Below are 18,699 nucleotides of genomic sequence, written 5' to 3' on the forward strand. Positions count from 1 at the left end.
TCGTCTCCGGTCGGTTCTTCTTGGTCTTGTTCGTCTAGTGCGATCGGGCGGGACCGGCACCGGCCCCGCCCGTCCGTTCAGCTTACTTCATGTCCATGCCGACGCCATTGCCGACGAAATCGGTGGTGAAGGCCGCCTGCCAGTCGATGTCGGCGTCGATCACGCCCGAGTCGACCATCTTGGTGTAGAAGTCCTCGACCTTCGCTTCGGTCATGACGCCGATGCCCATCTCTTCCGCGTCGCCCGAGTCGACGATGCCTTCGGACAGCATCTTCTCGATCGCGTAGTCGATCTTGTCCTGCGTCATCTCGGGGTTGTCGGCCATGATCATTTCGTCAGCCGCCGAGTGGTCGCCGTAGAGATAGGTGTACCAGCCCTTGATCGAGCCTTCGACGAAGCAGGTCACTTCCTCGGGCTTGCTGGCGATGGTGTCGGCCATCGTCTCGATCGTGGTGGCGTAGGTCGAATAACCCGCGTCGGCGATCAGGAAGATGTCGGGGGTGAAGCCGCCTTCCTTCTCGACGAGGTACGGCTCGGACGACAGGTAGCCCTGCATGCCCATGGTGTCGTCCGCAAGGAACGGCGCGGGGTTGAAGGTGTAGGGCTCGCGCTGTTCGGCGGTGAAGCCGTACTCGGCGATCATCCACTGGTAATAGGACTGATAGCCGTTGTCGCCGATCAGCAGGGTCAGGTCTTTCAGGTCCTCGAAGGTCTCTGCCTTGCCGGGGTGGGTGATGATCACCTGCGGGTGCTTCTGGAAGATCGCCGCGACGGACACGACCGGGACGCCTTCTTTCACGGCGTTGAACGCCTGCAGCAGGTCGCCGCCCATGTGATAGTCGATACGGCCGGCCAGCATCAGCGCGCGGTTGTTCACCTGCGGGCCACCGGGGACGATGGTCACGGACAGGCCGCAAGCCTCGTAGGTGCCGTCGGCCACGGCCTGATAAAAGCCGCCGTGCTCGGCCTGAGCCAGCCAGTTGGTGCCGAACGAGACTTCGGTCAGGTCCTGAGCGCTGGCGGCGCCAGCGAACAGCAGCGTCGCGGCGGACGCCAGAAGATGAGTGCGTTTCATGGGTCTCTCCTTGTTGGGTCGTTGTTGTCCAGCATCGGTCTCCGCTGCGGCGAAGGACAGAATTGGTCGTGGGAGTCGTGCCGTCGTTCCGGGTCTCTGCCTAAAGCGAAGGCGGTGACGCCTGAAACGAAGGCAATTCGGAAACCGGATCGCGGCGCGGCGCTTTCTCGGTTGCGCCAGCCGGCGGGCGGGGCAACAGAGGGGCAGAACAGGAGCCCCGATCCATGCTTAAAAGCCTTGTCCCCGACACCATCGCACCGCCCTTTGCCCGCTATGCCCACGGCGTCGCCGGGGCGGGCATCGTCGTCACCTCGGGCCAGCTTGCGCTGGGCGCGGACGGCACCGTTCCCGAGGGGGCCGAAGCGCAGGCCACGATGATCCTTGCCAACATCGACGCCATCCTCGCCGAAGGCGGGACCGACCGCGAACACGTGATGCGGATCAACGCCTACGTGACCGACCGTGCCCACATGGCGGGCTACATGGCGGCGCGCGATGCGTGGCTGAAGAATGTCTCGCACCTGCCCGCCTCGACGCTGGTGATCGTGTCGGGCTTCACCCGCCCCGAGTTCGTGGTCGAGATCGAGGTCACCGCCGCGCTGCCGGACGCGGGCTAAGGTCAGACCGCACCGGCCCGTCATGCCCGCACCGTCCGGCCTGCGGCCGCTTCGCGCTGCTTGCGCATCATCCGCTCGGTGGTGCGCAGCGCATTCTCGGAAAGGTCTTCAAGGTCGAGCCCCGGAATGCGTCCGTCGACCACCAGCGGACGGCCCGCCACGAAGCTGTGCCGCACCGGCGCGGCGCCGGTCAGCACGGGGGCAAGCGCCGGGTCGTGCAGGCCAAGCGCGCGGGGCGTCGTGACGTCGAACATCGCGATGTCGGCGGCCATGCCCGGAGCCAGCCGCCCGATCCCGTTCCAGCCCAGCACCTTGGCGCCGCCCTCGGTCGCCCAGTGCAGCACCGTCTCGGGCCGCACCGCCGCCACGCCCTTCGACGCGCGGTGCAATGCAAAGGCGGAATACATCGCCGCGCCCATGTCCGCCGCCTCGTTCGCGCCCGCGCCATCGACAGCCAGCGAGACCGCGCCGCCCTCGGCCTGCAACTCGTCCGCGGGCGCGATGCCAGAGCCAAGCCGGGCGTTCGCCTGCGGGCAATGCGCCATTCCGGTGCCTGTCTCTGCCAGCAGCGAGACCTCTGCCGGGTCGCAGTCCACCAGATGCGCGAACCAGACGTCGCGGCCCAGCCAGCCATGTTCGGCCAGCCATTCCACAGGGCGTTTGCCGTATTTCTCCAGCGTGAACCGGGCGTAGGCGCGGTTCTCGGACAGGTGCGAATGCAGGCGCAGGCCGCGCGCGCGGGCTGTCTGCGCCACCTCGGCCAGTTCCACCGGCGCCAGGTTGAAGGTCGGCGTGGTGGGCGCGGCCGCAACGCGCGCCATCGCGAAAGGCGAGGGGTCGTGCCAACGGTCGGCGGCCCGCTCGATGCCTTGCAGGAACCTGTCCAGCGGCTCGACCGGCGACGGCGGGATCGCCGGGTCGTCGAAGGCGCGGCCCCGCGTGCCGCCGCCACGCGCCAGCATGAACCGCAGGCCGAAACAGCGCGCGGTGTCGAACAGCACCTCGGCGGGGTCATAGTCGTAGCGGTCAGAGAAGACATAGTGGTGGTCGGCGACCGTGGTGGTGCCCGTCAGCGCCAGTTCGGCCAGCCCGATGGTGGCCGAGATCCGCAGCGCCGTCTCGTCGATCAGCGGCCACCACGTGTAGGGCACTTCGCGCAGCCAGTCGTCCAGCCCGTCGTTTAGCGCGAGGCCCTTCAGGATCGACTGGAACAGGTGGTGGTGCGTGTTCACCAGCCCCGGCGTTACCGCGCACCCGGTGGCGTCGACGACCGTTTCGTCCTCAGCCGGTTCCAGATCGCCCATCTCGACAATGATCCCGTCGCGCACCCGGATCGCCTGCGGCAGCCGGGTCCCGGCGGCGTCGCCGGTAAGGCCGTGCCGGATGTTGGCGATCAGGAAGGCGGAGTCGGTCATTCGGGTCATCTGTGGTTGCTTGCGGCCCGTCGCGGGACCGTGGCCGGGGTCAGATGAGCAATGATCAGGACCGGGCAAAGTACCGGTCCGCCGCTTCTACTCGGTCGCCATCAATCGCGGCGCAGCCCGGCGATGTCATGGGATTCCGTGAGCAGGTGATGCATCTTACGCCTTCTGCCCATTTCTTGAGCGCCGACGGCGCGGTCCTGCCGGGGGCTGCGGCGATTCGGAGATTGAAACGCCCGGCCAGCTTGGTAAGACCGTCGAACCTTGGTGGAGGGATGCGGGATGACGAAACCCCTGGTCATGATTGCGGGCGGCGGGATCGGCGGTCTGTCGGTGGCGCTGACGCTTCAGCAGATCGGCGTGCCCTGCGTCGTGTTCGAAGCGGTGCGCGAGTTGAAGCCGCTGGGCGTTGGGATCAACCTTCAGCCCAACGCGGTGCGCGAACTCTATGACCTTGGCATCGGGGCCGATGTTCTGGACCGGGTCGGCGTTCCGGCAAAGGAGTGGGCGCTGGTCGGGCTGAACGGCAACGACATCTATTCCGAACCGCGCGGTGAACTGGCGGGCTATGACTGGCCGCAATATGCCGTCCACCGTGGCAAGCTGCACATGATGCTGCACGATACCTTCGTGGCGCGCGCCGGGGCGGACGCGGTGCGGCTTGGCCACCGCGTGACCGGCTATCGCAAGAATTCCGACGGCAGCGTTACGGCGCTGATCGAGCGGGCGGACGGCACCACCACCGAAGAGACCGGCACGCTGCTGGTCGGCGCGGACGGTATCCATTCCGCGATCCGCGCGCAGATGCACCCCGACCAGCCGCCGATCCATTGGGGCGGCGCGGTGATGTGGCGTGGCACCACGCAGACGACGCCGATCCGCACCGGGTCCAGCTTCGTCGGGCTGGGGACGCACAAGCACCGCATGGTGATCTACCCGATCTCGCATCCCGATCCCGACACCGGACTGGCGCAGGTCAACTGGATCGCCGAGGTGACCTATGACGACCCCGCCGCGCGCGACAGCGGCTGGTTCAAGCCGGTCGAGATCGACGACTTCGCGCATCATTTCGATGGCTGGGAATGGGACTGGCTGAATGTCCCGGACCTGATCCGCGGGGCCGAGGTGGCCTATGAGAACCCGATGATCGACCGTGATCCGGTGTCGACATGGCAGGACGGCCCGGTCGTGCTGATGGGCGACTCGGCGCACGCGATGTACCCGACGGGATCGAACGGCGCGAGCCAAGCGGTGATCGACGCGCGGGTGCTGGGCGCCTGCCTGCTGGAACACGGGGTCCGCCCCGAGGCGCTGGCGGCGTTCGACGCGAAGCTGTGTGGCCCGATCTCGGAAGTGATCCTGCGGAACAGGGGGGCCGGGCCCTTCGGTCTGCTGAACATGGTCGACGACCGCTGTGGCGGCGAGTTCGAGAACATCGACGACGTGATCCCGCCGGACGAGCGCGCGGCCTTCATGAAAGCCTATCAGGCTGCTGCGGGCTTTGCGAAAGAGGCGCTGAATGCGGCGCCGGCGACGATTCCGGCGGGGGCGAAGGTCTCGCTGGTCGAAGAGGCCTGAGGCGCGGCGTCAGCCGATGACGGTGGTCTGTTCGGTGATTTCGACCGGGCTTTCGGCGAAGATCTCGTGCACTTTGACGGCGACAGTCGCGGCGATGGCGGTCGACAGGCTTAACACGCCGATGGCGAAGATGGTCCAGTCCATCGTGGATTCGATGCGGCTTGCAACGGCAGCTTGAGCCTTCATTTTCCCAACATCCCCTATTGGTCTTACCTTCCCCGAGGTGCACGGTGCCGCCAGATTCGGGCGCGATTAAGGTGAAAGCGGTGCAACAATCGGTGGATAGTGGTGAAAACCTTGGTAACTGGCAGCCCCCGCGCTGGCCGGACGCGACGGCGTTCGACGGTCGCTATGCCCGGCTGGAGCTTCTGACGCGCGACCATGCCTCGGCGTTGCACGCCGCCAATGTCGCGGACGATGCGATCTGGGACTGGATGCCGTATGGCCCCTTCGCCTCGGAAAGCGCCTATGCCGACTGGGTCGACAGCGTCGCCGCCGGACCGGACCCGCGGTTTCACGCGATCTTCGACAAGGAGAAGGGCGACTGGGGTGGCGTGGCCAGCCTGATGCGGATCGCGCCCGAAGCCGGGTCAATCGAGGTCGGACACATCAACTTTTCGCCCCGCCTTCAGCGCACCCGCGCCGCGACAGAGGCGATGTACCTGCTGATGCGCTGGTGCTTCGAGGCGGGCTATCGCCGCTATGAATGGAAGTGCAATGCGCTGAACATGGGGTCGCGCCGCGCGGCGCAGCGGCTGGGGTTCAGCTTTGAAGGCGTGTTCCGGCAGGCGGGCGTCGTGAAGGGGCGGAACCGCGATACCGCATGGTTCGCCTGTATCGACAAGGAATGGCCCGCCCTGCGCGAAGCGTTCGAGACTTGGCTTGCGCCCGAGAATTTCGACGGCGCGGGGAGGCAGCGGCAAAGCCTGTCCGACCTGACGGCCCCGATCCGGGTGGCGTCAGACCCGCTGCTGTAAGTTATCGCGCCGGTCCCGGTCATCCGGAACCGGCGCCTGTCTTCAGTCTTCGAGGTGATCCTCGAGCTTCTTTTCGACCAGCTTGCGCTCTTCCGTCTTCCGCTTAAGGAAGCGGGTGCCGAAATCCTCGATCTCGGCGTCGTCGATTTCCTGCTTGGCGCGGTTGAAGACCTCTTCTTCTTCCTCGTCGATATGGTGCAGGTAGTCGTGCTCGAGCGTGTTGAACTTGTTCAGCCAGCCGGGGCTGGACATGTCCATCTCGTTCAACTCGTCCATCAGGTCGTCGAGCTCCTTGTGCTCGTGCACCGCATGGCGCGCCGCGTCCTGGCCCCAGGTTTTCGAGATCAGCTTGGAATAAAACGTCTCTTCCTCGGCGGCGGCGTGCGATTTGACCTCGTGATAGAACTCGAACCATGCCTTGCGGCGTTCCGGGCTGTCGCCCTGCGTGTTCTTGATCGCCTCGATCATCTCGCGGTGCTTGTCGTGGTCTTCCTTGATGGCGGTGTAGATGTCCGGCATTGGGTCGCTCCAGAAACATTGCGTTGACGCAGAGGTAGCGCCGCGCAACGCCCGGTCCAGATGCCGGCTGGTCTGTTCGTCAGATCACCGCGCGGCTTTCAAGTCGTTCCTGCAAGAGTCCGGCCAGCCGGGCGAGGTCGGGCCCGAAGCTTCGCCCGGTCTCGCGGCTGAATGCCAGCCGTTCCGCCGCCTGTTCCAGCACGTCGTCATGGGCCGACCGCGCCACGCCGGCCAGAAACCGGGCGGCATAATCAAGCGTCGGCTCATCCTCGGACCCGTTCAGAACCTCGGCGATATGGGCAAGATCGTCGTGATAGGCGACCGGATCGGGCGCCACGATTTCGGACGGGACAAGGCGCGGTCCGTCCGGGCATTGCGCCGGCGGCAGGCGGTCCAGCACCGCCTTCTGAAACACCGCGAGGCTTTCGATCGGTTTCGACAGCACGCCGTCCGCGCCGGCGTCCGCAGCTTCCGCCAGCCGGCTGTCGTCGCCAGAGGTGGCAAGGATCACCGGGATGCGTTGCGACGCGGTGGCAAGGCTGCGGATCAGGTCCAGCCCCGACCCGTCGGGCAGGCCGAGGTCGACGATCACGACGCTGGGAAGATAAACGGTCAGGTGCCGCTGCGCCGCCAACAGGCTGTCGGCGCGCCGGATCCGCGCGCCGCTTTTCAGGCACAGAAGGCGCACCGCTTCCGAGGCGAATCTGCTGTCCTCGATCATCAGGACGGTAAGGCCGGCCAGCGGACGTTCTGCGCTGGCGGCAGGCATATAGGCGGGGTAGGCGAGGGTCGAAGGCATCGGATCATCCTTTCAACTGGCCGTTTCAGCCTAGGTCGGGAAGGATGAATCCACGGTTAAGAAACACGCCAATACCGCGAACGCCCTGCGCGCAACCGCGCCTTTCCCGCGCAACGGCCGAATGCGCTTCGGTTTTCCGGGCTGCGACCTTGCGGCGCTGGCAATTTCCCGCGGCCTTTGGCATTGCGGGGCCGTTGGAACAAAGGAGTCCGCCATGATTGGCCGCCTGAACCACGTCGCGATCGCCGTCCCCGATCTGGAAGCCGCGTCCGCGCAGTACCGAGACACGCTGGGCGCCGTCGTCGGCGCACCGCAGGACGAACCCGACCACGGGGTGACGGTCGTGTTCATCGAACTGCCGAATACCAAGATCGAACTTCTCTATCCGCTGGGCGACGCCAGCCCGATCAACGGGTTTCTGGAAAAGAACCCGGCGGGCGGCATCCACCACATCTGCTACGAGGTCGACGACATCATCGCCGCGCGCGACCGGCTGAAGGCCTCTGGCGCGCGGGTGCTGGGCGACGGCGAGCCGAAGATCGGCGCGCATGGCAAGCCGGTGCTGTTCCTGCACCCGAAGGATTTCAACGGCAGCCTGATCGAGCTGGAGCAGGTCTGATGGGGATTACCTCTGCAATCGTCCTGTTCGCGGTCATCTGGTTCATGACCCTCTTCGTCATCCTGCCGCTGCGCCTGAAGACGCAGGGCGATGTCGGAGAGATCGTACCGGGCACCATGGCCGGCTCGCCCGAGGTGCATCACCTCAAGCGCAAGTTCCTGATCGTGACCGTCATCACGGTCGTGCTTTGGTCGATCATCGCGGCCATCATCCTGTCGGGGATCATCACGGTCTGCGATCTGGACTGGTTCGGGCGCGGGAATTGCCCTGTACCCGATGGAACAGGTGCGTAAACGTCGCCGCGCCGAGGATCGGAACGATCAGGTTCAGCACCGGCACTGACAGCGGCAGGGCCATCAGGCCCCCCGCCAGCCAGATCTGACCGACATTTCCCCGGAACGCCTCGCGCGCGCCCTGGCGCCCAATGCGGCGCATGGCGGCGACCTGAAAATACTCGCGCCCCAGCAGAAAGCCGTTCACGCCGTAGAAGATGAATGGCGAGAAGGGCGCGAAGAACAGCGCCACCACGAAGGCCACGATGTTGACCACGATCAGCAGGCCCAGAAAGCTGAGCGTGTCGGTCAGCACATCCGTCCACGGGATCTTCAAGGCGGGGGGCAGGCCGGGATAGTGCCGGTCCTCCACCGCCTGCGCCACGTCTTCCAGGAAAAGGCCGGTAAAGGCCGAGGCCACCGGGATCATCAGGAAGAAGCTGAGCAGCAGCATCAGCAGGATCGACCCCCAGGACAGCAGGTCGTCGACCCATGTCACCTCGCCGATCACGGGGATCGTCACCGTGTCGGGCGTAATCCACTGGATGCCGTACAGGAACACCGCGTAGAACCCGAACAGCAGGGCGAGCGTCAGGGCAAGGCCCAGCCAGAGCACGCGGCGGAACCTCCGGTCGCCCAGCTGCCCCACCGCCTTCAGGAAATCGGACAGGATCACGCGGAAACCCATGTGGTGATCGCGTCGAGATCCGGGCGCGGACGCTCGGGCGGCGCGCTGGATTCGGTGCCAAGGTGGATGAACCCGGCAACCGTCTCGGTGTCTGCAAGGCCCAGCCCTTCAGAGATGAAGCCCCGGTCGTGCGACGGCCAGCCCGACAGCCAGTTCGCGCCCCAGCCCGCGGCAAGGGCGGCGTTCAGCAGCGCAAGGCAGACGGCGCCGGCGGAATAGACCTGCTCGATCTCGGGGATCTTCTCGGACGGCTTCGGGCTGCAGATCACCGCGACGGCCAGCTCGGCGTCTGCGAACTGGGCCCGGCTTTTGGCGATGCGGTCCTCGGGCTCTCCCAGCCGTTCGCCATGTACCGGCACCAGCGACGCAAGTCGGGCCAGCGCGGCCTTCTCCAGCACGATGAACCGCCACGGCTCCAGCTTGCCGTGATCGGGCGTGCGGGCGGCGGCGGTCAGCAGCGTCATCAGCGTGTCGCGGTCCGGCACCGGGCCGGTCAGCGTCTTGGCGGGGCGGGACCGGCGGCTGAGCAGGAAGTCGAGGGCGGCCTGATTGCGGTCGGGCATGGATACTCCGTGTGTGGTCAGTGGGATGTCGTCCCGAGAGGGGCCGACGTCAAGTGATCCCAAAATAGCCGACAAGTTCAGTCAGGTAATCCGAATAATGCGTGCGCATCCGCACATTGGGCTGTCTGATCTCAAGCGCCTGCGCCAGCGGGTCCGGAGCGTCGATGGTGCTGCCCGACAGTTCCTGCAGCACGGCATGGCCGCAGAACGGCACATGCGCCTCGGAATAACCGCCCTCGTGCACCATCACGACGCGGCCGCCGCACAACAGGTCGGCGGCGCCCATCATCAGGCGAGTCATCTGGCGGAACGTGTCCGACGTACACATCATCCGCGCCAGCGGGTCGAAGGCCGAAGCGTCGAAACCGCAGGCGACAATGATCACCTCCGGCTCGAACGCATGCAGCTTGGGCAGGACCAGCCGCTCCATCGCTTCGAGATAGGTGTGATGGCCCGCGCCGGGCGGCAGCGGGATGTTCATGTTCGCCCCCCTGCCGGCACCCTCGCCGGTGACGTCGATGTCCCCGGTGTCGAGCGGATAATTGTGTTCCTGATGGATCGAGATCGTCAGCACGTCGGGGTCGGACAGGAAGATCGCCTCGGTCCCGTTGCCATGGTGCACGTCCCAGTCCACCACCGCGAATTTCTTCGCCAGTCCCGCGGCGCGGGCGGCCTCGATGGCGATGCCGATATTCGCGAGCAGGCAAAACCCGTTGGGCCAGTCCGGCAGGCAATGATGGCCCGGCGGGCGGGACAGGGCATAGGCGTTGTCCAACGTGCCCTTCAGCACCGCCTGCAGCGCGCCGAGGGCCAGACCGGCGGATTGCGCCGCGATCTCGTATCCGCCCTTGCCGAACGGCGTGCGCAGCCCAAGCTCGCCACCGCCCGCGTCAGAGGTTTCCTTGAACCGGTCGAGGAAATCCGCCGGATGCACCCGCTCGAGATCTTCGCGCGTCGCCGGGGCCGCGGACTGCGGATGCAGGTCGCGCATCAGTCCGGTGACGTCGAGCAGGTTCTTCAGGCGGCGCTTGGTCTCGGGGCTTTCGGGAAGCCCGCCCGCCGCCAGCGGCTGCACCAGCCCGCCGACCGGGAAGGTCAGCGCGTAATTCCCGCCCGAATGCCAGAAACAGCTTTCGTCCCAGAAAAATCCCGTCCGGCGCATCGCGTCCCCCAAGTCGGTATTGTCGGTCCTGTCGGCGGGACACTAGAACGGAGGCGCGGAGGTTCCAACCCGATGACCGACCTGTCCCACCTTGCCGAAACCGGCGCCGAGATCCCGGTGCGCGTGACGCCCAAAGCGTCACGCAATACGGTCATCGAAGAAGACGGGCAGATCCGCGTCTATGTCACCACGGTGCCCGAGGGCGGCAAGGCCAATGCGGCGGTGCAGAAGCTGCTGGCCAAGGCGCTGGGGGTCCCGAAATCACGGCTGGACCTGATCCGGGGACAAACGTCGCGCGACAAGGTCTTCCGCATCGCGTGACGCGGGCGGCGAAGCGAGGGGCCAGCCCCTCGCGCTCCCCGAGGTATTTTCAAAGAGAAGAAAAACAGGCGTCCGCGCTCTTCTTCTCTTCCGAAATACCTCGGGGGGAGCGCGCGAAGCGCGTGGGGGGCAGAGCCCCCTGGCGCCACTCGGGTCTTACTCGCCGTAGGGAACCCAGACGGTTTTCGCCTCGGTCGCCGCGGCGAGCCAGCTGCGGCCCTCTGCTGCGCTCCAGTCCGTGGTGCGGCCGTTGTTGACCCATGTGCGCTTGAGATTGCCCGCCGCCTCGCGCTCGATCACGCCCGAGAGGTCGGAGGACGAGAAGCTCCAGACCGCATCCACGTCCATGTGGCCCGCAAGCTGCGGGGCCAGTTCGGTGTGGCTGCCGGTGACGATGTTGGCGACGCCGGCGGGAACGTCGGAGGTTTCGAGCAGCTGGTAAAAGTCGGTGGCGGCCAGCGGGTAGGGCTCGGACGCCACCGCGACCAGCCGGTTGCCCATCGCCAGCGCTGCGCCCAGCACCGAGACCAGCCCCAGAAGCGGCGCGTCGTCGGCGCAGAAGGCGCCGATCACGCCCACCGGTTCGTTCACCGCGACGGCGAGGCCGCGCAGGGGCACTCCCTTGGCGGCGCCGTCGTACTTGTCCGCCCAGGCCGCGCTGGAGAACAGCCGCGAGACCGAGGCCGCGACCTCGGCGTCTGCCGCCTTGGCGCTAGCGCCGGTCATGTCGTGCAGCCGCCCGGCGAACTCGTCGGCGCGGGCCGACAGGTTCTCGGCGAGGTAGTAGAGGATCTGCGCCCTGAGGTGCCCGGTGGATTTCGACCAGCCCGAAGCGCCGCGGGCGGCCTCGACCGCGTTGCGCAGGTCCTTGCGGTTGCCGATGGGGGCGTGGCCCAGAAGCTTGCCCTTGGGCGACCAGACCGGGCGGGAATAGCCGCCGTCGGGCCGCGCCTGCTTGCCGCCGATGTACAGCTTGGCGGTGCGGTCCAGCCCGTCGACGCCTGCGTCCTTCGGCGCGGCGACGGCGGCGACGGGTTTCAGCGCCTTGGTCTCGGTCGCGGGGCGGGTATAGGCCATCAGCCCTTCCCAGCCGCCTTCACGCCCGAAGCCGCTTTCGCGCACGCCGCCGAACCCGGCGGCCGCGTCGAACATGTTGGTGCCGTTCACCCAGACCACGCCCGCCACCAGCTTGGGCGCGACATCGAGCGCGAGGTTCACGTTCTCGGACCAGACCGACGCGGCCAGCCCGTAGCGGGTGTTGTTCGCCAGTTGCACCGCTTCCGACGGCGTGCGGAAGGTGGTCGACACCAGCACCGGGCCGAAGATTTCTTCCTGCATCAGCGGATCCGCGGCCTCGAGCCCCGAGATCAGCGTCGGCGGATAGAAGCACCCGCCCTCGGGCATCGCGCAGGAGGCATGGTGGACGTCGCCCGCGGTGCCTTTCACCAGCGAGGCGATGCGGTCCAGTTGCACCGGGTCCACGATGGCGCCGACGTCGATGCACTTGTCCAGCGGGTCGCCAAGGCGCAGCCCGTCCATGCGGCGTTTCAGCTTCTCGTGGAAACGGTCGGCGATGCCTTCCTGCACCAGCAGGCGCGAGCCTGCGCAGCAGACCTGTCCGCCATTGAACCAGATCGCGTCCACCAGCCCTTCGATCGCGCTGTCCATGTCGGCGTCGTCGAAGACGATGTAGGGCGACTTGCCGCCAAGCTCGAGCGTCAGCGCCTTGCCGGACCCGGCAGTCGCCTTGCGGATCGCGCGACCCACCTCGGTCGAGCCGGTGAAGGCGATCTTGTCGATGTCGTCGTGGGTCACGATCATCTCGCCCACCGCGCCGTCGCCGGTGACGATGTTGACCACGCCTTTCGGCAGCCCCGCCTCGCGGCACAGATCGGCGAACAGCAGCGCGGTCAGCGAGGTGTATTCCGCCGGTTTCAGCACCACCGTGTTTCCCATCGCGATGGCGGGCGCGACTTTCCACGCCAGCATCAGAAGCGGGAAGTTCCACGGGATGATCTGGCCGCAGACGCCAAGCGCCTCGCGGCCGGGCAGTTCGGCCTCCATCAGCTGGGCCATGCCGGCGTGATAGTAGAAATGGCGGGCGACCAGCGGGATGTCGATGTCGCGGCTCTCGCGGATCGGCTTGCCGTTGTCGAGCGTCTCCAGCACCGCCAGCAGGCGCGCGTGTTTCTGCACCAGCCGGGCGAGGGCGTAGAGGTATTTCGCTCGCGCGTGGCCGGGCAGTTTCGCCCATTTCGGCTGGGCTTTGCGGGCAGCGGCGACGGCGGCGTCGACGTCGGCCTGCGTGGCTTGGGAGAGGGTGGCGAGGACTTCTCCGGTGGCGGGGTTCTTCGACGGAAAACCGTCGCCCGGGTCGGTCATGTGGCCGTCGATGAAATGGCCGAAGCGGTCACCGCCGTCGACCAGCCACGCCAGCGCCTCGGCGGCGCTTTCGGGGGCGGGACCGTAATCCATGCTGTCGAAGATCTCGGGTACGTTCATTTTGTCCGACCTCTGTTATTTCGTGCCCGGAAACTGGCAATAATCGTAGCGATCTAGAAAGCCGCCCTCATTGGTCTCGTCGAGACATCGCGCCGTCGACCCATTCTGGCTGCGCCAAAACGTGACAACGTACTGTCCCTGATCGACCCCAACTGTGGTGGCCGCAATCAGAGCCCAGCCATTAGCAGCCAGATCCGCACTCTGAATTCCGACATTGGAATGCCAGATGTTTGAGCTCGAGATGCCGAGGACTTCGTCCGGGAAGGCCGAGGTTGCACCCTGCGCGTAACATGTTGTTACGAACATCTGCGAGATCAGAATGGCAGATGCCTGCCTCATGCCATCGCATGCCGGTAGTTGGCCGAGTAGCGGCCGGTCACGTGGTGTTCCAGCTGGCGCTCGATATCGCCCAGCAGCGACGACGCGCCAAAGCGGAACAGGTCGGGCTGAAGCCAGCGGTTGCCAAGCTCGTCCTTGATCAGCGCAAGGTAGGTCAGCGCGTCCTTCGCCTTGGAAATGCCGCCCGCGGGCTTGTAGCCGATACGATAGCCGGTCTCGTCGAAGTAATCCCGCAGCGCGCGGATCATCACCAGCGACACCGGCAGGGTGGCGTTCACCGATTCCTTGCCGGTCGAGGTCTTGATGAAATCCGCCCCCGCCATCATGCAGACCAGCGAGGCGCGGGCCACGTTGCGCAGCGAACCCAGTTCGCCGGTGGCAAGGATCGCCTTCACATGGGCGTCGCCGCAGGCTTCGCGCATCGCCTTCATCTCGTCGTACAGCGCCTGCCAGTTGCCGGTCAGCACATGGCGACGCGAGATGACGATATCGATCTCGCGGGCGCCTGCCTTCACGCTTTCGCCGATCTCGGCGATGCGCAGGGGCAGGGGCGACAGGCCCGCCGGAAACCCGGTGGACACGGCGGCGACTGGGATGCCGGTGCCCTCCAGGGCGGCGACGGCGGTGGGGACCATGTCGTGATAGACGCAGACGGCGCCGGTGTGGATCGGCCCCATTCCAAGCGCGTCCAGGAGGTCCTGACGCACCGGCTGGCGCGCCTTGGCGCACAGGCGGCGGACACGGCCGGGGGTGTCGTCACCGGCCAGCGTGGTCAGGTCGATGCAGGTGATCGCCTTCAGCAGCCATGCGGCCTGATACTCTTTCTTCACCGACCGGCGGCCGGGCAGGGTGGCGGCACGCCGCTCGATCGCCGAGGTGTTGGCGCGGGCCGACAGGACCCAGTCGAGGTCGAGCGCCATGCCCGGATTGCGGGCTTCGTGAACCTGCGGCAGGTGAGACGTCGTTTCGTCACGGCCGACTTCGCGGATGGTGGACTGTTTCACCGCGGCTCCTCCGTTCGCGCTGTTGTCAGCGGCGAAAGTCGCATGGGGCGGTGGTGAAGACAAGACGGGCAAGGCGCAGGTGGCGGCGCCTTGCCCCGTTTTCCGGTCAGGCCGTGACAAGCATCCGGGCGGCGGTGCCGTAGCGGGTGACGAAGACCATGTTCCAGCCTGTCTCGTACCCGGTGTGCCGCGCGGCGGCGGTGTCGGCAAGCGCCTCCCAGTTGTCATGGACCAGCGTCACCTTGGTGCCGTCGGCCACCACGTCGAAGCTGACGCTGACGTGGCTTGCGGTCTCTTCGGGCTGGCCGACGTGCCATGTCATGCCGAACCTTTCGCCCGGCTTCCATTCGGTGACGCGGCCCCAGGGCGCGGTGGTGCCGTCGGGCTTTGTCTCGAACACCGGACCGCCCTCGGCAGGGGTGACGGTCACGCGGCGGGCGGGCGCGCCGTCCTGCGCCGACAGCGAGTGGCTGTCGAGCGGCCACCAGTCCGACATCTCGTCGGTGAACAGCCGGAAGGCGCGGCGCGGGTCGAGCGGCACGGTGACGGTTTTCACGATAGGCGCAAGCGGGGCGGGCGAGGTCTTCGCGGCGGCGGTCATTGGGGCGTCTCCTTTCGGGCGATTTCTCGGGCGATGTCGTGTGCGCGGGCGGCGAAGCTGTCGAGCGCGTCGCCCCACAGGCGGTCGAGCCATGCGCGAAGGTCGTCCAGACCCTCGGGCGCAAGGCGATACAGGCGGCGGGTCCCGGCGGGTTCCACCAGCAACAGGCCCGCGTCCGACAGCACCTTCAGATGCTGCGATACCGCCGGCCGGCTGATCGGCAGGTCGCGGGCCAGAGCGCTGACCGCAAGCGGGCCGTCCCGCAGGCGTTCCAGCAGGTGGCGCCGGGTCGGATCGGCGAGCGCGGTAAGGGTCGTTTCGTAAGACATGGCTTACCGTAAGTCGTGGCTTACGCTTCTGTCAAGTGCATGCTAGCCTCGATTCGGTTACCAACAGTCCGGGGTGCCCTTGCAGGCCTCCCCGGGCGTGAATAAGACTCTCTTGACGCATCACCGGGTAGACCGGTGCAGGGAAAAGGCAGGCACGATGAGAGACCCGATCGACCAGTTCAACGATTTCACCAGCAACCTCGTCCCGATGGTGGTCGAACAGACCAGCCGTGGCGAGCGTGCGTACGACATCTTCTCGCGCCTCCTGAAGGAGCGGATCATCTTCCTGAACGGTCCCGTTCACGACGGCATGGCCTCGCTCATCGTGGCGCAGCTTCTGTTCCTCGAGTCCGAGAACCCGAAGAAAGAGATTTCGATGTACATCAACAGCCCGGGCGGGGTCGTGACCTCGGGGCTGTCGATCTACGATACCATGCAGTACGTCCGCCCGCCGGTGTCGACGCTGATCGTGGGTCAGGCGGCCTCGATGGGCTCGCTGCTGGCCTGCTCCGGCGCCGCCGGGATGCGGTTCGCGCTGCCGAACGCCCGCATCATGGTTCACCAGCCCTCGGGCGGTTACCAGGGCCAGGCGACGGACATCATGATCCACGCCAACGAGACGCAGAAGCTGAAGCAGCGCCTGAATGAGATCTACTCGAAGCACTCCGGTCAGCCGGTCGAGGCGGTCGAAGCGGCGCTGGAGCGCGACAACTTCATGTCGCCGCAGGAAGCGCTGGAGTGGGGCCATCTCGACGAGATCGTCGAAAGCCGCGCCCAGCCCGAAGGGGACAAGTGAGCACGGAAAACGTGACCTGCGCGTGACAAGTTTTGCGTTGTACCCCCTTGGGGTCTGTCCTAGGCTTTGGGGCAAGGCAGGTACGTTGAAGTTCGACACGGTCGGTAAGGCCGTGGAGCTATCGGGCTCAGAGGTTTGAGATTATGGCGAACAATTCATCGGGCGACAGCAAGAACACCCTCTACTGCTCCTTCTGCGGAAAGAGCCAGCACGAGGTGCGCAAGCTGATCGCAGGGCCCACGGTGTTCATCTGCGACGAGTGCGTCGAGCTGTGCATGGACATCATCCGGGAGGAAACCAAATCCTCCGGCCTGAAGTCGTCGGACGGCGTTCCGACGCCGAAGGAGATTTGCGAGGTTCTGGACGATTACGTGATCGGCCAGTTCCACGCGAAGCGGGTGCTGTCGGTGGCGGTTCACAACCACTACAAGCGACTGAACCACGCGGGCAAATCCGACATCGAACTGGCGAAGTCGAACATCTTGCTGATCGGCCCCACGGGCTGCGGCAAGACGCTGCTGGCGCAGACGCTGGCGCGCATTCTGGATGTGCCCTTCACCATGGCGGATGCGACCACGCTGACCGAAGCCGGTTACGTGGGCGAGGATGTCGAGAACATCATCCTGAAGCTGCTGCAGGCGTCGGAATACAACGTCGAGCGGGCGCAGCGCGGCATCGTCTACATCGACGAGGTCGACAAGATCACCCGCAAGTCCGACAACCCCTCGATCACCCGCGACGTGTCGGGCGAGGGCGTGCAGCAGGCGCTTCTGAAGATCATGGAAGGCACCGTGGCGTCGGTTCCGCCGCAGGGCGGCCGCAAGCATCCGCAGCAGGAATTCCTGCAGGTGGACACCACGAACATCCTGTTTATCTGCGGCGGCGCCTTTGCAGGGCTTGAGAAAATCATCAGCCAGCGCGGTCGTGGCTCTGCCATGGGCTTCGGCGCCGACGTGAAGGACGAAGAGTCCCGCACCATCGGCGACATGTTCACCGAGCTGGAGCCGGAAGACCTTCTGAAGTTCGGCCTGATCCCGGAATTCGTCGGTCGTCTGCCTGTCATCGCGACGCTGCAGGATCTCGACGAGGAAGCGCTTGTCACCATCCTGACAGAGCCGAAGAACGCACTGGTCAAACAGTACCAGCGCCTGTTCGAGCTTGAGGACGTGACGCTGACCTTCACCGACGACGCACTGGTCGCGATTGCCAAGCGCGCGATCGAGCGTAAGACCGGCGCCCGTGGCCTGCGGTCGATCATGGAAGACATCCTGCTGGATACCATGTTCGATCTTCCGGGCATGGAGTCGGTCGAGGAAGTGGTGGTCAACGAAGACGCCGTGACCTCTTCGGAAAGCGCGCCGCTGATGATCTACGCGGATACCAAGAAGGAAGGCGCGAGCGCGGGCTGATCCCGTGAAACGCGTCTTCTCCGGCTCGCCTTACGAGGCAAAGATCGGATACTGCAGAGCCGTCCTCGCGGGCGGCTTTGTGCATGTTGCGGGGACCACCGGGGCCGACCTCGAAACCGGCGAGATGCCCGACGACGTCGTCACCCAGTGCCGCAACACGCTGGCCCGCATCGGCGCCGCGCTGGAAGAGGTCGGCGCGGGATTCGCGGATGCGGTGCGGGTGCGGTACATCCTGCCGAATCCCGATGACTTCGAGCCCTGTTGGCCGCTTCTGCGCGGAGCATTCGGCGACAATCCGCCTGTGGCGACCATGATTGTTTCCGGCCTGATCCATCCCGCGATGAAGATCGAGATCGAGTTGATGGCCCTCGATCCCTCGGCCCGCTGACCTGCCGGGGCCGGTCTGCCGGTTCCTGCTGACAGGCGTTCTGCGGAAAAATCAGACCACGGATTGAGCGGCGGGCGTCAGAGGTCTAGGGTGGGGGTAAGCCAGCCCGGAGAAGTCATGGAACGTATCGACTTCTGGTATTCGATCGGCAGTACGTATTCGTACCTGACCGTCATGCGCATCCGGGACGTCGCCTGGGCGACCGGTGTGGATCTCAGGTGGCGTCCCTTCAACGTGCGCGAGATCATGGTCGCGCAGAACAATATCCCGTTCAAGGACAAGCCGGTGAAGACCGCCTACATGTGGCGCGACATCGAACGGCGCGCGGCGATGTACGGATTGCCCGCGCGGCTGCCGGCGCCCTACCCGCTGGAGGGGCTGGAACTCGCCAACCGCGTCGCCCTGCTGGGGGTGGAGCAGGGCTGGGCCGAGGCTTTCACGGTCGAAAGCTATCGCATGTGGTTTCAGGACGGCCTTCCCGCTGGCAGCGAGCCGAACATCTCGGAAGCGCTGCGGCTGGCGGATCAGGACCCGGACGCGGTGTTGGAAGAGGCCCGCGGTCACGCCGCAGGTGCCGACCTCGCCGCGCAGACCGAGGCCTGCAAGGCGATGGGCGTCTTCGGATCCCCCAGCTTCGTCGTGCATGGCGAGGTGTTCTGGGGCGACGACCGGCTGGACGACGCGCTGGCCTGGGCGGTTTCGGGCCATCTCTGACGCCCC

At 66.1% G+C, this 18,699-nt stretch carries 23 protein-coding genes; 10 read left to right on the plus strand and 13 right to left on the minus strand.

Annotated features, from left to right (window positions below):
* Positions 1-82 precede the first annotated feature (82 nt).
* A complete protein-coding gene (locus ACP156_RS00365) occupies positions 83-1,075 on the minus strand; it encodes an ABC transporter substrate-binding protein (protein WP_425049297.1) in 993 nt (330 codons plus the stop codon).
* Between the two features lie 224 nt (positions 1,076-1,299).
* Here ACP156_RS00365 and ACP156_RS00370 point away from each other — a divergent pair, with 224 nt between their 5' ends.
* Complete coding sequence (locus tag ACP156_RS00370) at positions 1,300-1,692, plus strand: RidA family protein (protein ID WP_425049298.1); 393 nt, start codon at positions 1,300-1,302, stop codon at positions 1,690-1,692.
* Between the two features lie 20 nt (positions 1,693-1,712).
* Here ACP156_RS00370 and ACP156_RS00375 read toward each other — a convergent pair whose 3' ends face one another.
* Positions 1,713-3,107: an amidohydrolase family protein gene (locus ACP156_RS00375; RefSeq protein WP_425049299.1), complete on the minus strand. Its 1,395-nt coding sequence runs from the start codon at positions 3,105-3,107 to the stop codon at positions 1,713-1,715.
* Between the two features lie 288 nt (positions 3,108-3,395).
* Here ACP156_RS00375 and ACP156_RS00380 point away from each other — a divergent pair, with 288 nt between their 5' ends.
* On the plus strand, positions 3,396-4,691 hold the full coding sequence (locus ACP156_RS00380) for a flavin-dependent oxidoreductase (RefSeq protein ID WP_425049300.1): 1,296 nt from the start codon (positions 3,396-3,398) through the stop codon (positions 4,689-4,691).
* Between the two features lie 9 nt (positions 4,692-4,700).
* Here ACP156_RS00380 and ACP156_RS00385 read toward each other — a convergent pair whose 3' ends face one another.
* The gene (locus ACP156_RS00385; protein WP_425049301.1) at positions 4,701-4,877 is read right to left on the minus strand and encodes a hypothetical protein; all 177 of its coding nucleotides are present in this window, start codon (positions 4,875-4,877) and stop codon (positions 4,701-4,703) included.
* A gap of 80 nt (positions 4,878-4,957) precedes the next feature.
* On the opposite strand from ACP156_RS00385, the gene ACP156_RS00390 reads away from it, so the two are divergent.
* Complete coding sequence (locus ACP156_RS00390; RefSeq protein ID WP_425049302.1) at positions 4,958-5,668, plus strand: GNAT family N-acetyltransferase; 711 nt, start codon at positions 4,958-4,960, stop codon at positions 5,666-5,668.
* A 42-nt stretch (positions 5,669-5,710) separates the two neighbouring features.
* Here ACP156_RS00390 and ACP156_RS00395 read toward each other — a convergent pair whose 3' ends face one another.
* Positions 5,711-6,187: a hemerythrin domain-containing protein gene (locus tag ACP156_RS00395; protein ID WP_425049303.1), complete on the minus strand. Its 477-nt coding sequence runs from the start codon at positions 6,185-6,187 to the stop codon at positions 5,711-5,713.
* A gap of 79 nt (positions 6,188-6,266) precedes the next feature.
* Positions 6,267-6,986 carry a response regulator gene (locus ACP156_RS00400; protein WP_425049304.1) on the minus strand — a complete coding sequence of 240 codons (720 nt, stop codon included), beginning with the start codon at positions 6,984-6,986 and terminating at the stop codon, positions 6,267-6,269.
* Between the two features lie 214 nt (positions 6,987-7,200).
* On the opposite strand from ACP156_RS00400, the gene mce reads away from it, so the two are divergent.
* Together mce and ACP156_RS00410 are read left to right on the plus strand one after the other, a co-directional pair.
* On the plus strand, positions 7,201-7,605 hold the full coding sequence (mce, locus tag ACP156_RS00405; protein WP_425049305.1) for a methylmalonyl-CoA epimerase: 405 nt from the start codon (positions 7,201-7,203) through the stop codon (positions 7,603-7,605).
* Complete coding sequence (locus ACP156_RS00410) at positions 7,605-7,898, plus strand: DUF1467 family protein (RefSeq protein ID WP_425049306.1); 294 nt, start codon at positions 7,605-7,607, stop codon at positions 7,896-7,898. The genes mce and ACP156_RS00410 overlap by 1 nt, the downstream gene beginning before the upstream one ends.
* Here ACP156_RS00410 and ACP156_RS00415 read toward each other — a convergent pair.
* From ACP156_RS00415 to ACP156_RS00425, 3 genes are read right to left on the minus strand one after another with little or no spacing between them, the layout of a single operon-like run.
* Positions 7,831-8,565 carry an EI24 domain-containing protein gene (locus ACP156_RS00415; protein WP_425049307.1) on the minus strand — a complete coding sequence of 245 codons (735 nt, stop codon included), beginning with the start codon at positions 8,563-8,565 and terminating at the stop codon, positions 7,831-7,833. The two genes, ACP156_RS00410 and ACP156_RS00415, sit on opposite strands and share 68 nt — an antisense overlap.
* Positions 8,550-9,128 carry a nitroreductase family protein gene (locus tag ACP156_RS00420; RefSeq protein ID WP_425049308.1) on the minus strand — a complete coding sequence of 193 codons (579 nt, stop codon included), beginning with the start codon at positions 9,126-9,128 and terminating at the stop codon, positions 8,550-8,552. Before ACP156_RS00420 ends, ACP156_RS00415 begins: the two co-directional genes overlap by 16 nt.
* Positions 9,129-9,177: 49 nt before the next feature.
* Positions 9,178-10,290 (minus strand): class II histone deacetylase, encoded by a 1,113-nt coding sequence (locus ACP156_RS00425; RefSeq protein WP_425049309.1) that lies wholly within the window; start codon positions 10,288-10,290, stop codon positions 9,178-9,180.
* Positions 10,291-10,362: 72 nt separating this feature from the next.
* On the opposite strand from ACP156_RS00425, the gene ACP156_RS00430 reads away from it, so the two are divergent.
* Positions 10,363-10,611, plus strand: a complete 249-nt coding sequence (locus tag ACP156_RS00430; RefSeq protein ID WP_425049310.1) for a DUF167 domain-containing protein — start codon at positions 10,363-10,365, stop codon at positions 10,609-10,611.
* Positions 10,612-10,767: 156 nt separating this feature from the next.
* Here the strand turns inward: ACP156_RS00430 and ACP156_RS00435 are convergent, their stop codons facing one another.
* The 5 genes from ACP156_RS00435 to ACP156_RS00455 all read right to left on the minus strand — a co-directional run bounded on the left by ACP156_RS00435 (position 10,768) and on the right by ACP156_RS00455 (position 15,386).
* A complete protein-coding gene (locus ACP156_RS00435; protein WP_425049311.1) occupies positions 10,768-13,113 on the minus strand; it encodes an aldehyde dehydrogenase family protein in 2,346 nt (781 codons plus the stop codon).
* A 15-nt stretch (positions 13,114-13,128) separates the two neighbouring features.
* Positions 13,129-13,452, minus strand: a complete 324-nt coding sequence (locus ACP156_RS00440; protein WP_425049312.1) for a hypothetical protein — start codon at positions 13,450-13,452, stop codon at positions 13,129-13,131.
* A complete protein-coding gene (gene deoC, locus ACP156_RS00445; RefSeq protein WP_425050797.1) occupies positions 13,449-14,441 on the minus strand; it encodes a deoxyribose-phosphate aldolase in 993 nt (330 codons plus the stop codon). Before deoC ends, ACP156_RS00440 begins: the two co-directional genes overlap by 4 nt.
* A gap of 121 nt (positions 14,442-14,562) precedes the next feature.
* Entirely contained in the window at positions 14,563-15,057 is a 495-nt protein-coding gene (locus ACP156_RS00450) for an SRPBCC domain-containing protein (RefSeq protein ID WP_425049313.1), read from the minus strand.
* Positions 15,054-15,386: an ArsR/SmtB family transcription factor gene (locus ACP156_RS00455; RefSeq protein WP_425049314.1), complete on the minus strand. Its 333-nt coding sequence runs from the start codon at positions 15,384-15,386 to the stop codon at positions 15,054-15,056. Before ACP156_RS00455 ends, ACP156_RS00450 begins: the two co-directional genes overlap by 4 nt.
* A gap of 157 nt (positions 15,387-15,543) precedes the next feature.
* Here ACP156_RS00455 and ACP156_RS00460 point away from each other — a divergent pair, with 157 nt between their 5' ends.
* The 4 genes from ACP156_RS00460 to ACP156_RS00475 all read left to right on the plus strand — a co-directional run bounded on the left by ACP156_RS00460 (position 15,544) and on the right by ACP156_RS00475 (position 18,693).
* Positions 15,544-16,182 (plus strand): ATP-dependent Clp protease proteolytic subunit, encoded by a 639-nt coding sequence (locus ACP156_RS00460; RefSeq protein ID WP_425049315.1) that lies wholly within the window; start codon positions 15,544-15,546, stop codon positions 16,180-16,182.
* A gap of 143 nt (positions 16,183-16,325) precedes the next feature.
* Complete coding sequence (clpX, locus tag ACP156_RS00465) at positions 16,326-17,591, plus strand: ATP-dependent Clp protease ATP-binding subunit ClpX (protein WP_425049316.1); 1,266 nt, start codon at positions 16,326-16,328, stop codon at positions 17,589-17,591.
* 4 nt (positions 17,592-17,595) lie between these two features.
* A complete protein-coding gene (locus ACP156_RS00470; RefSeq protein WP_425049317.1) occupies positions 17,596-17,979 on the plus strand; it encodes a RidA family protein in 384 nt (127 codons plus the stop codon).
* Between the two features lie 117 nt (positions 17,980-18,096).
* Positions 18,097-18,693 carry a 2-hydroxychromene-2-carboxylate isomerase gene (locus ACP156_RS00475; RefSeq protein ID WP_425049318.1) on the plus strand — a complete coding sequence of 199 codons (597 nt, stop codon included), beginning with the start codon at positions 18,097-18,099 and terminating at the stop codon, positions 18,691-18,693.
* Positions 18,694-18,699: the final 6 nt, after the last annotated feature.

The organism is Psychromarinibacter sp. S121 (genome assembly GCF_049801035.1).
Classification (GTDB): Bacteria; Pseudomonadota; Alphaproteobacteria; order Rhodobacterales; family Rhodobacteraceae; genus Psychromarinibacter.

What these genes read in the sequence shown, in the direction of transcription:
- ACP156_RS00430 (WP_425049310.1), top strand. Translation starts at nt 10,363, where the DNA reads ATGACCGACCTGTCCCACCTTGCCGAAACCGGCGCCGAGATCCCGGTG.
- mce (WP_425049305.1), top strand. Translation starts at nt 7,201, where the DNA reads ATGATTGGCCGCCTGAACCACGTCGCGATCGCCGTCCCCGATCTGGAA.
- ACP156_RS00370 (WP_425049298.1), top strand. Translation starts at nt 1,300, where the DNA reads ATGCTTAAAAGCCTTGTCCCCGACACCATCGCACCGCCCTTTGCCCGC.
- ACP156_RS00420 (WP_425049308.1), bottom strand. Translation starts at nt 9,128, where the DNA reads ATGCCCGACCGCAATCAGGCCGCCCTCGACTTCCTGCTCAGCCGCCGG.
- ACP156_RS00475 (WP_425049318.1), top strand. Translation starts at nt 18,097, where the DNA reads ATGGAACGTATCGACTTCTGGTATTCGATCGGCAGTACGTATTCGTAC.
- ACP156_RS00365 (WP_425049297.1), bottom strand. Translation starts at nt 1,075, where the DNA reads ATGAAACGCACTCATCTTCTGGCGTCCGCCGCGACGCTGCTGTTCGCT.
- ACP156_RS00440 (WP_425049312.1), bottom strand. Translation starts at nt 13,452, where the DNA reads ATGAGGCAGGCATCTGCCATTCTGATCTCGCAGATGTTCGTAACAACA.
- ACP156_RS00395 (WP_425049303.1), bottom strand. Translation starts at nt 6,187, where the DNA reads ATGCCGGACATCTACACCGCCATCAAGGAAGACCACGACAAGCACCGC.
- ACP156_RS00380 (WP_425049300.1), top strand. Translation starts at nt 3,396, where the DNA reads ATGACGAAACCCCTGGTCATGATTGCGGGCGGCGGGATCGGCGGTCTG.
- ACP156_RS00400 (WP_425049304.1), bottom strand. Translation starts at nt 6,986, where the DNA reads ATGCCTTCGACCCTCGCCTACCCCGCCTATATGCCTGCCGCCAGCGCA.
- ACP156_RS00425 (WP_425049309.1), bottom strand. Translation starts at nt 10,290, where the DNA reads ATGCGCCGGACGGGATTTTTCTGGGACGAAAGCTGTTTCTGGCATTCG.
- ACP156_RS00460 (WP_425049315.1), top strand. Translation starts at nt 15,544, where the DNA reads ATGAGAGACCCGATCGACCAGTTCAACGATTTCACCAGCAACCTCGTC.
- ACP156_RS00410 (WP_425049306.1), top strand. Translation starts at nt 7,605, where the DNA reads ATGGGGATTACCTCTGCAATCGTCCTGTTCGCGGTCATCTGGTTCATG.
- ACP156_RS00385 (WP_425049301.1), bottom strand. Translation starts at nt 4,877, where the DNA reads ATGAAGGCTCAAGCTGCCGTTGCAAGCCGCATCGAATCCACGATGGAC.
- ACP156_RS00415 (WP_425049307.1), bottom strand. Translation starts at nt 8,565, where the DNA reads ATGGGTTTCCGCGTGATCCTGTCCGATTTCCTGAAGGCGGTGGGGCAG.
- ACP156_RS00375 (WP_425049299.1), bottom strand. Translation starts at nt 3,107, where the DNA reads ATGACCGACTCCGCCTTCCTGATCGCCAACATCCGGCACGGCCTTACC.
- ACP156_RS00455 (WP_425049314.1), bottom strand. Translation starts at nt 15,386, where the DNA reads ATGTCTTACGAAACGACCCTTACCGCGCTCGCCGATCCGACCCGGCGC.
- ACP156_RS00450 (WP_425049313.1), bottom strand. Translation starts at nt 15,057, where the DNA reads ATGACCGCCGCCGCGAAGACCTCGCCCGCCCCGCTTGCGCCTATCGTG.
- clpX (WP_425049316.1), top strand. Translation starts at nt 16,326, where the DNA reads ATGGCGAACAATTCATCGGGCGACAGCAAGAACACCCTCTACTGCTCC.
- ACP156_RS00435 (WP_425049311.1), bottom strand. Translation starts at nt 13,113, where the DNA reads ATGAACGTACCCGAGATCTTCGACAGCATGGATTACGGTCCCGCCCCC.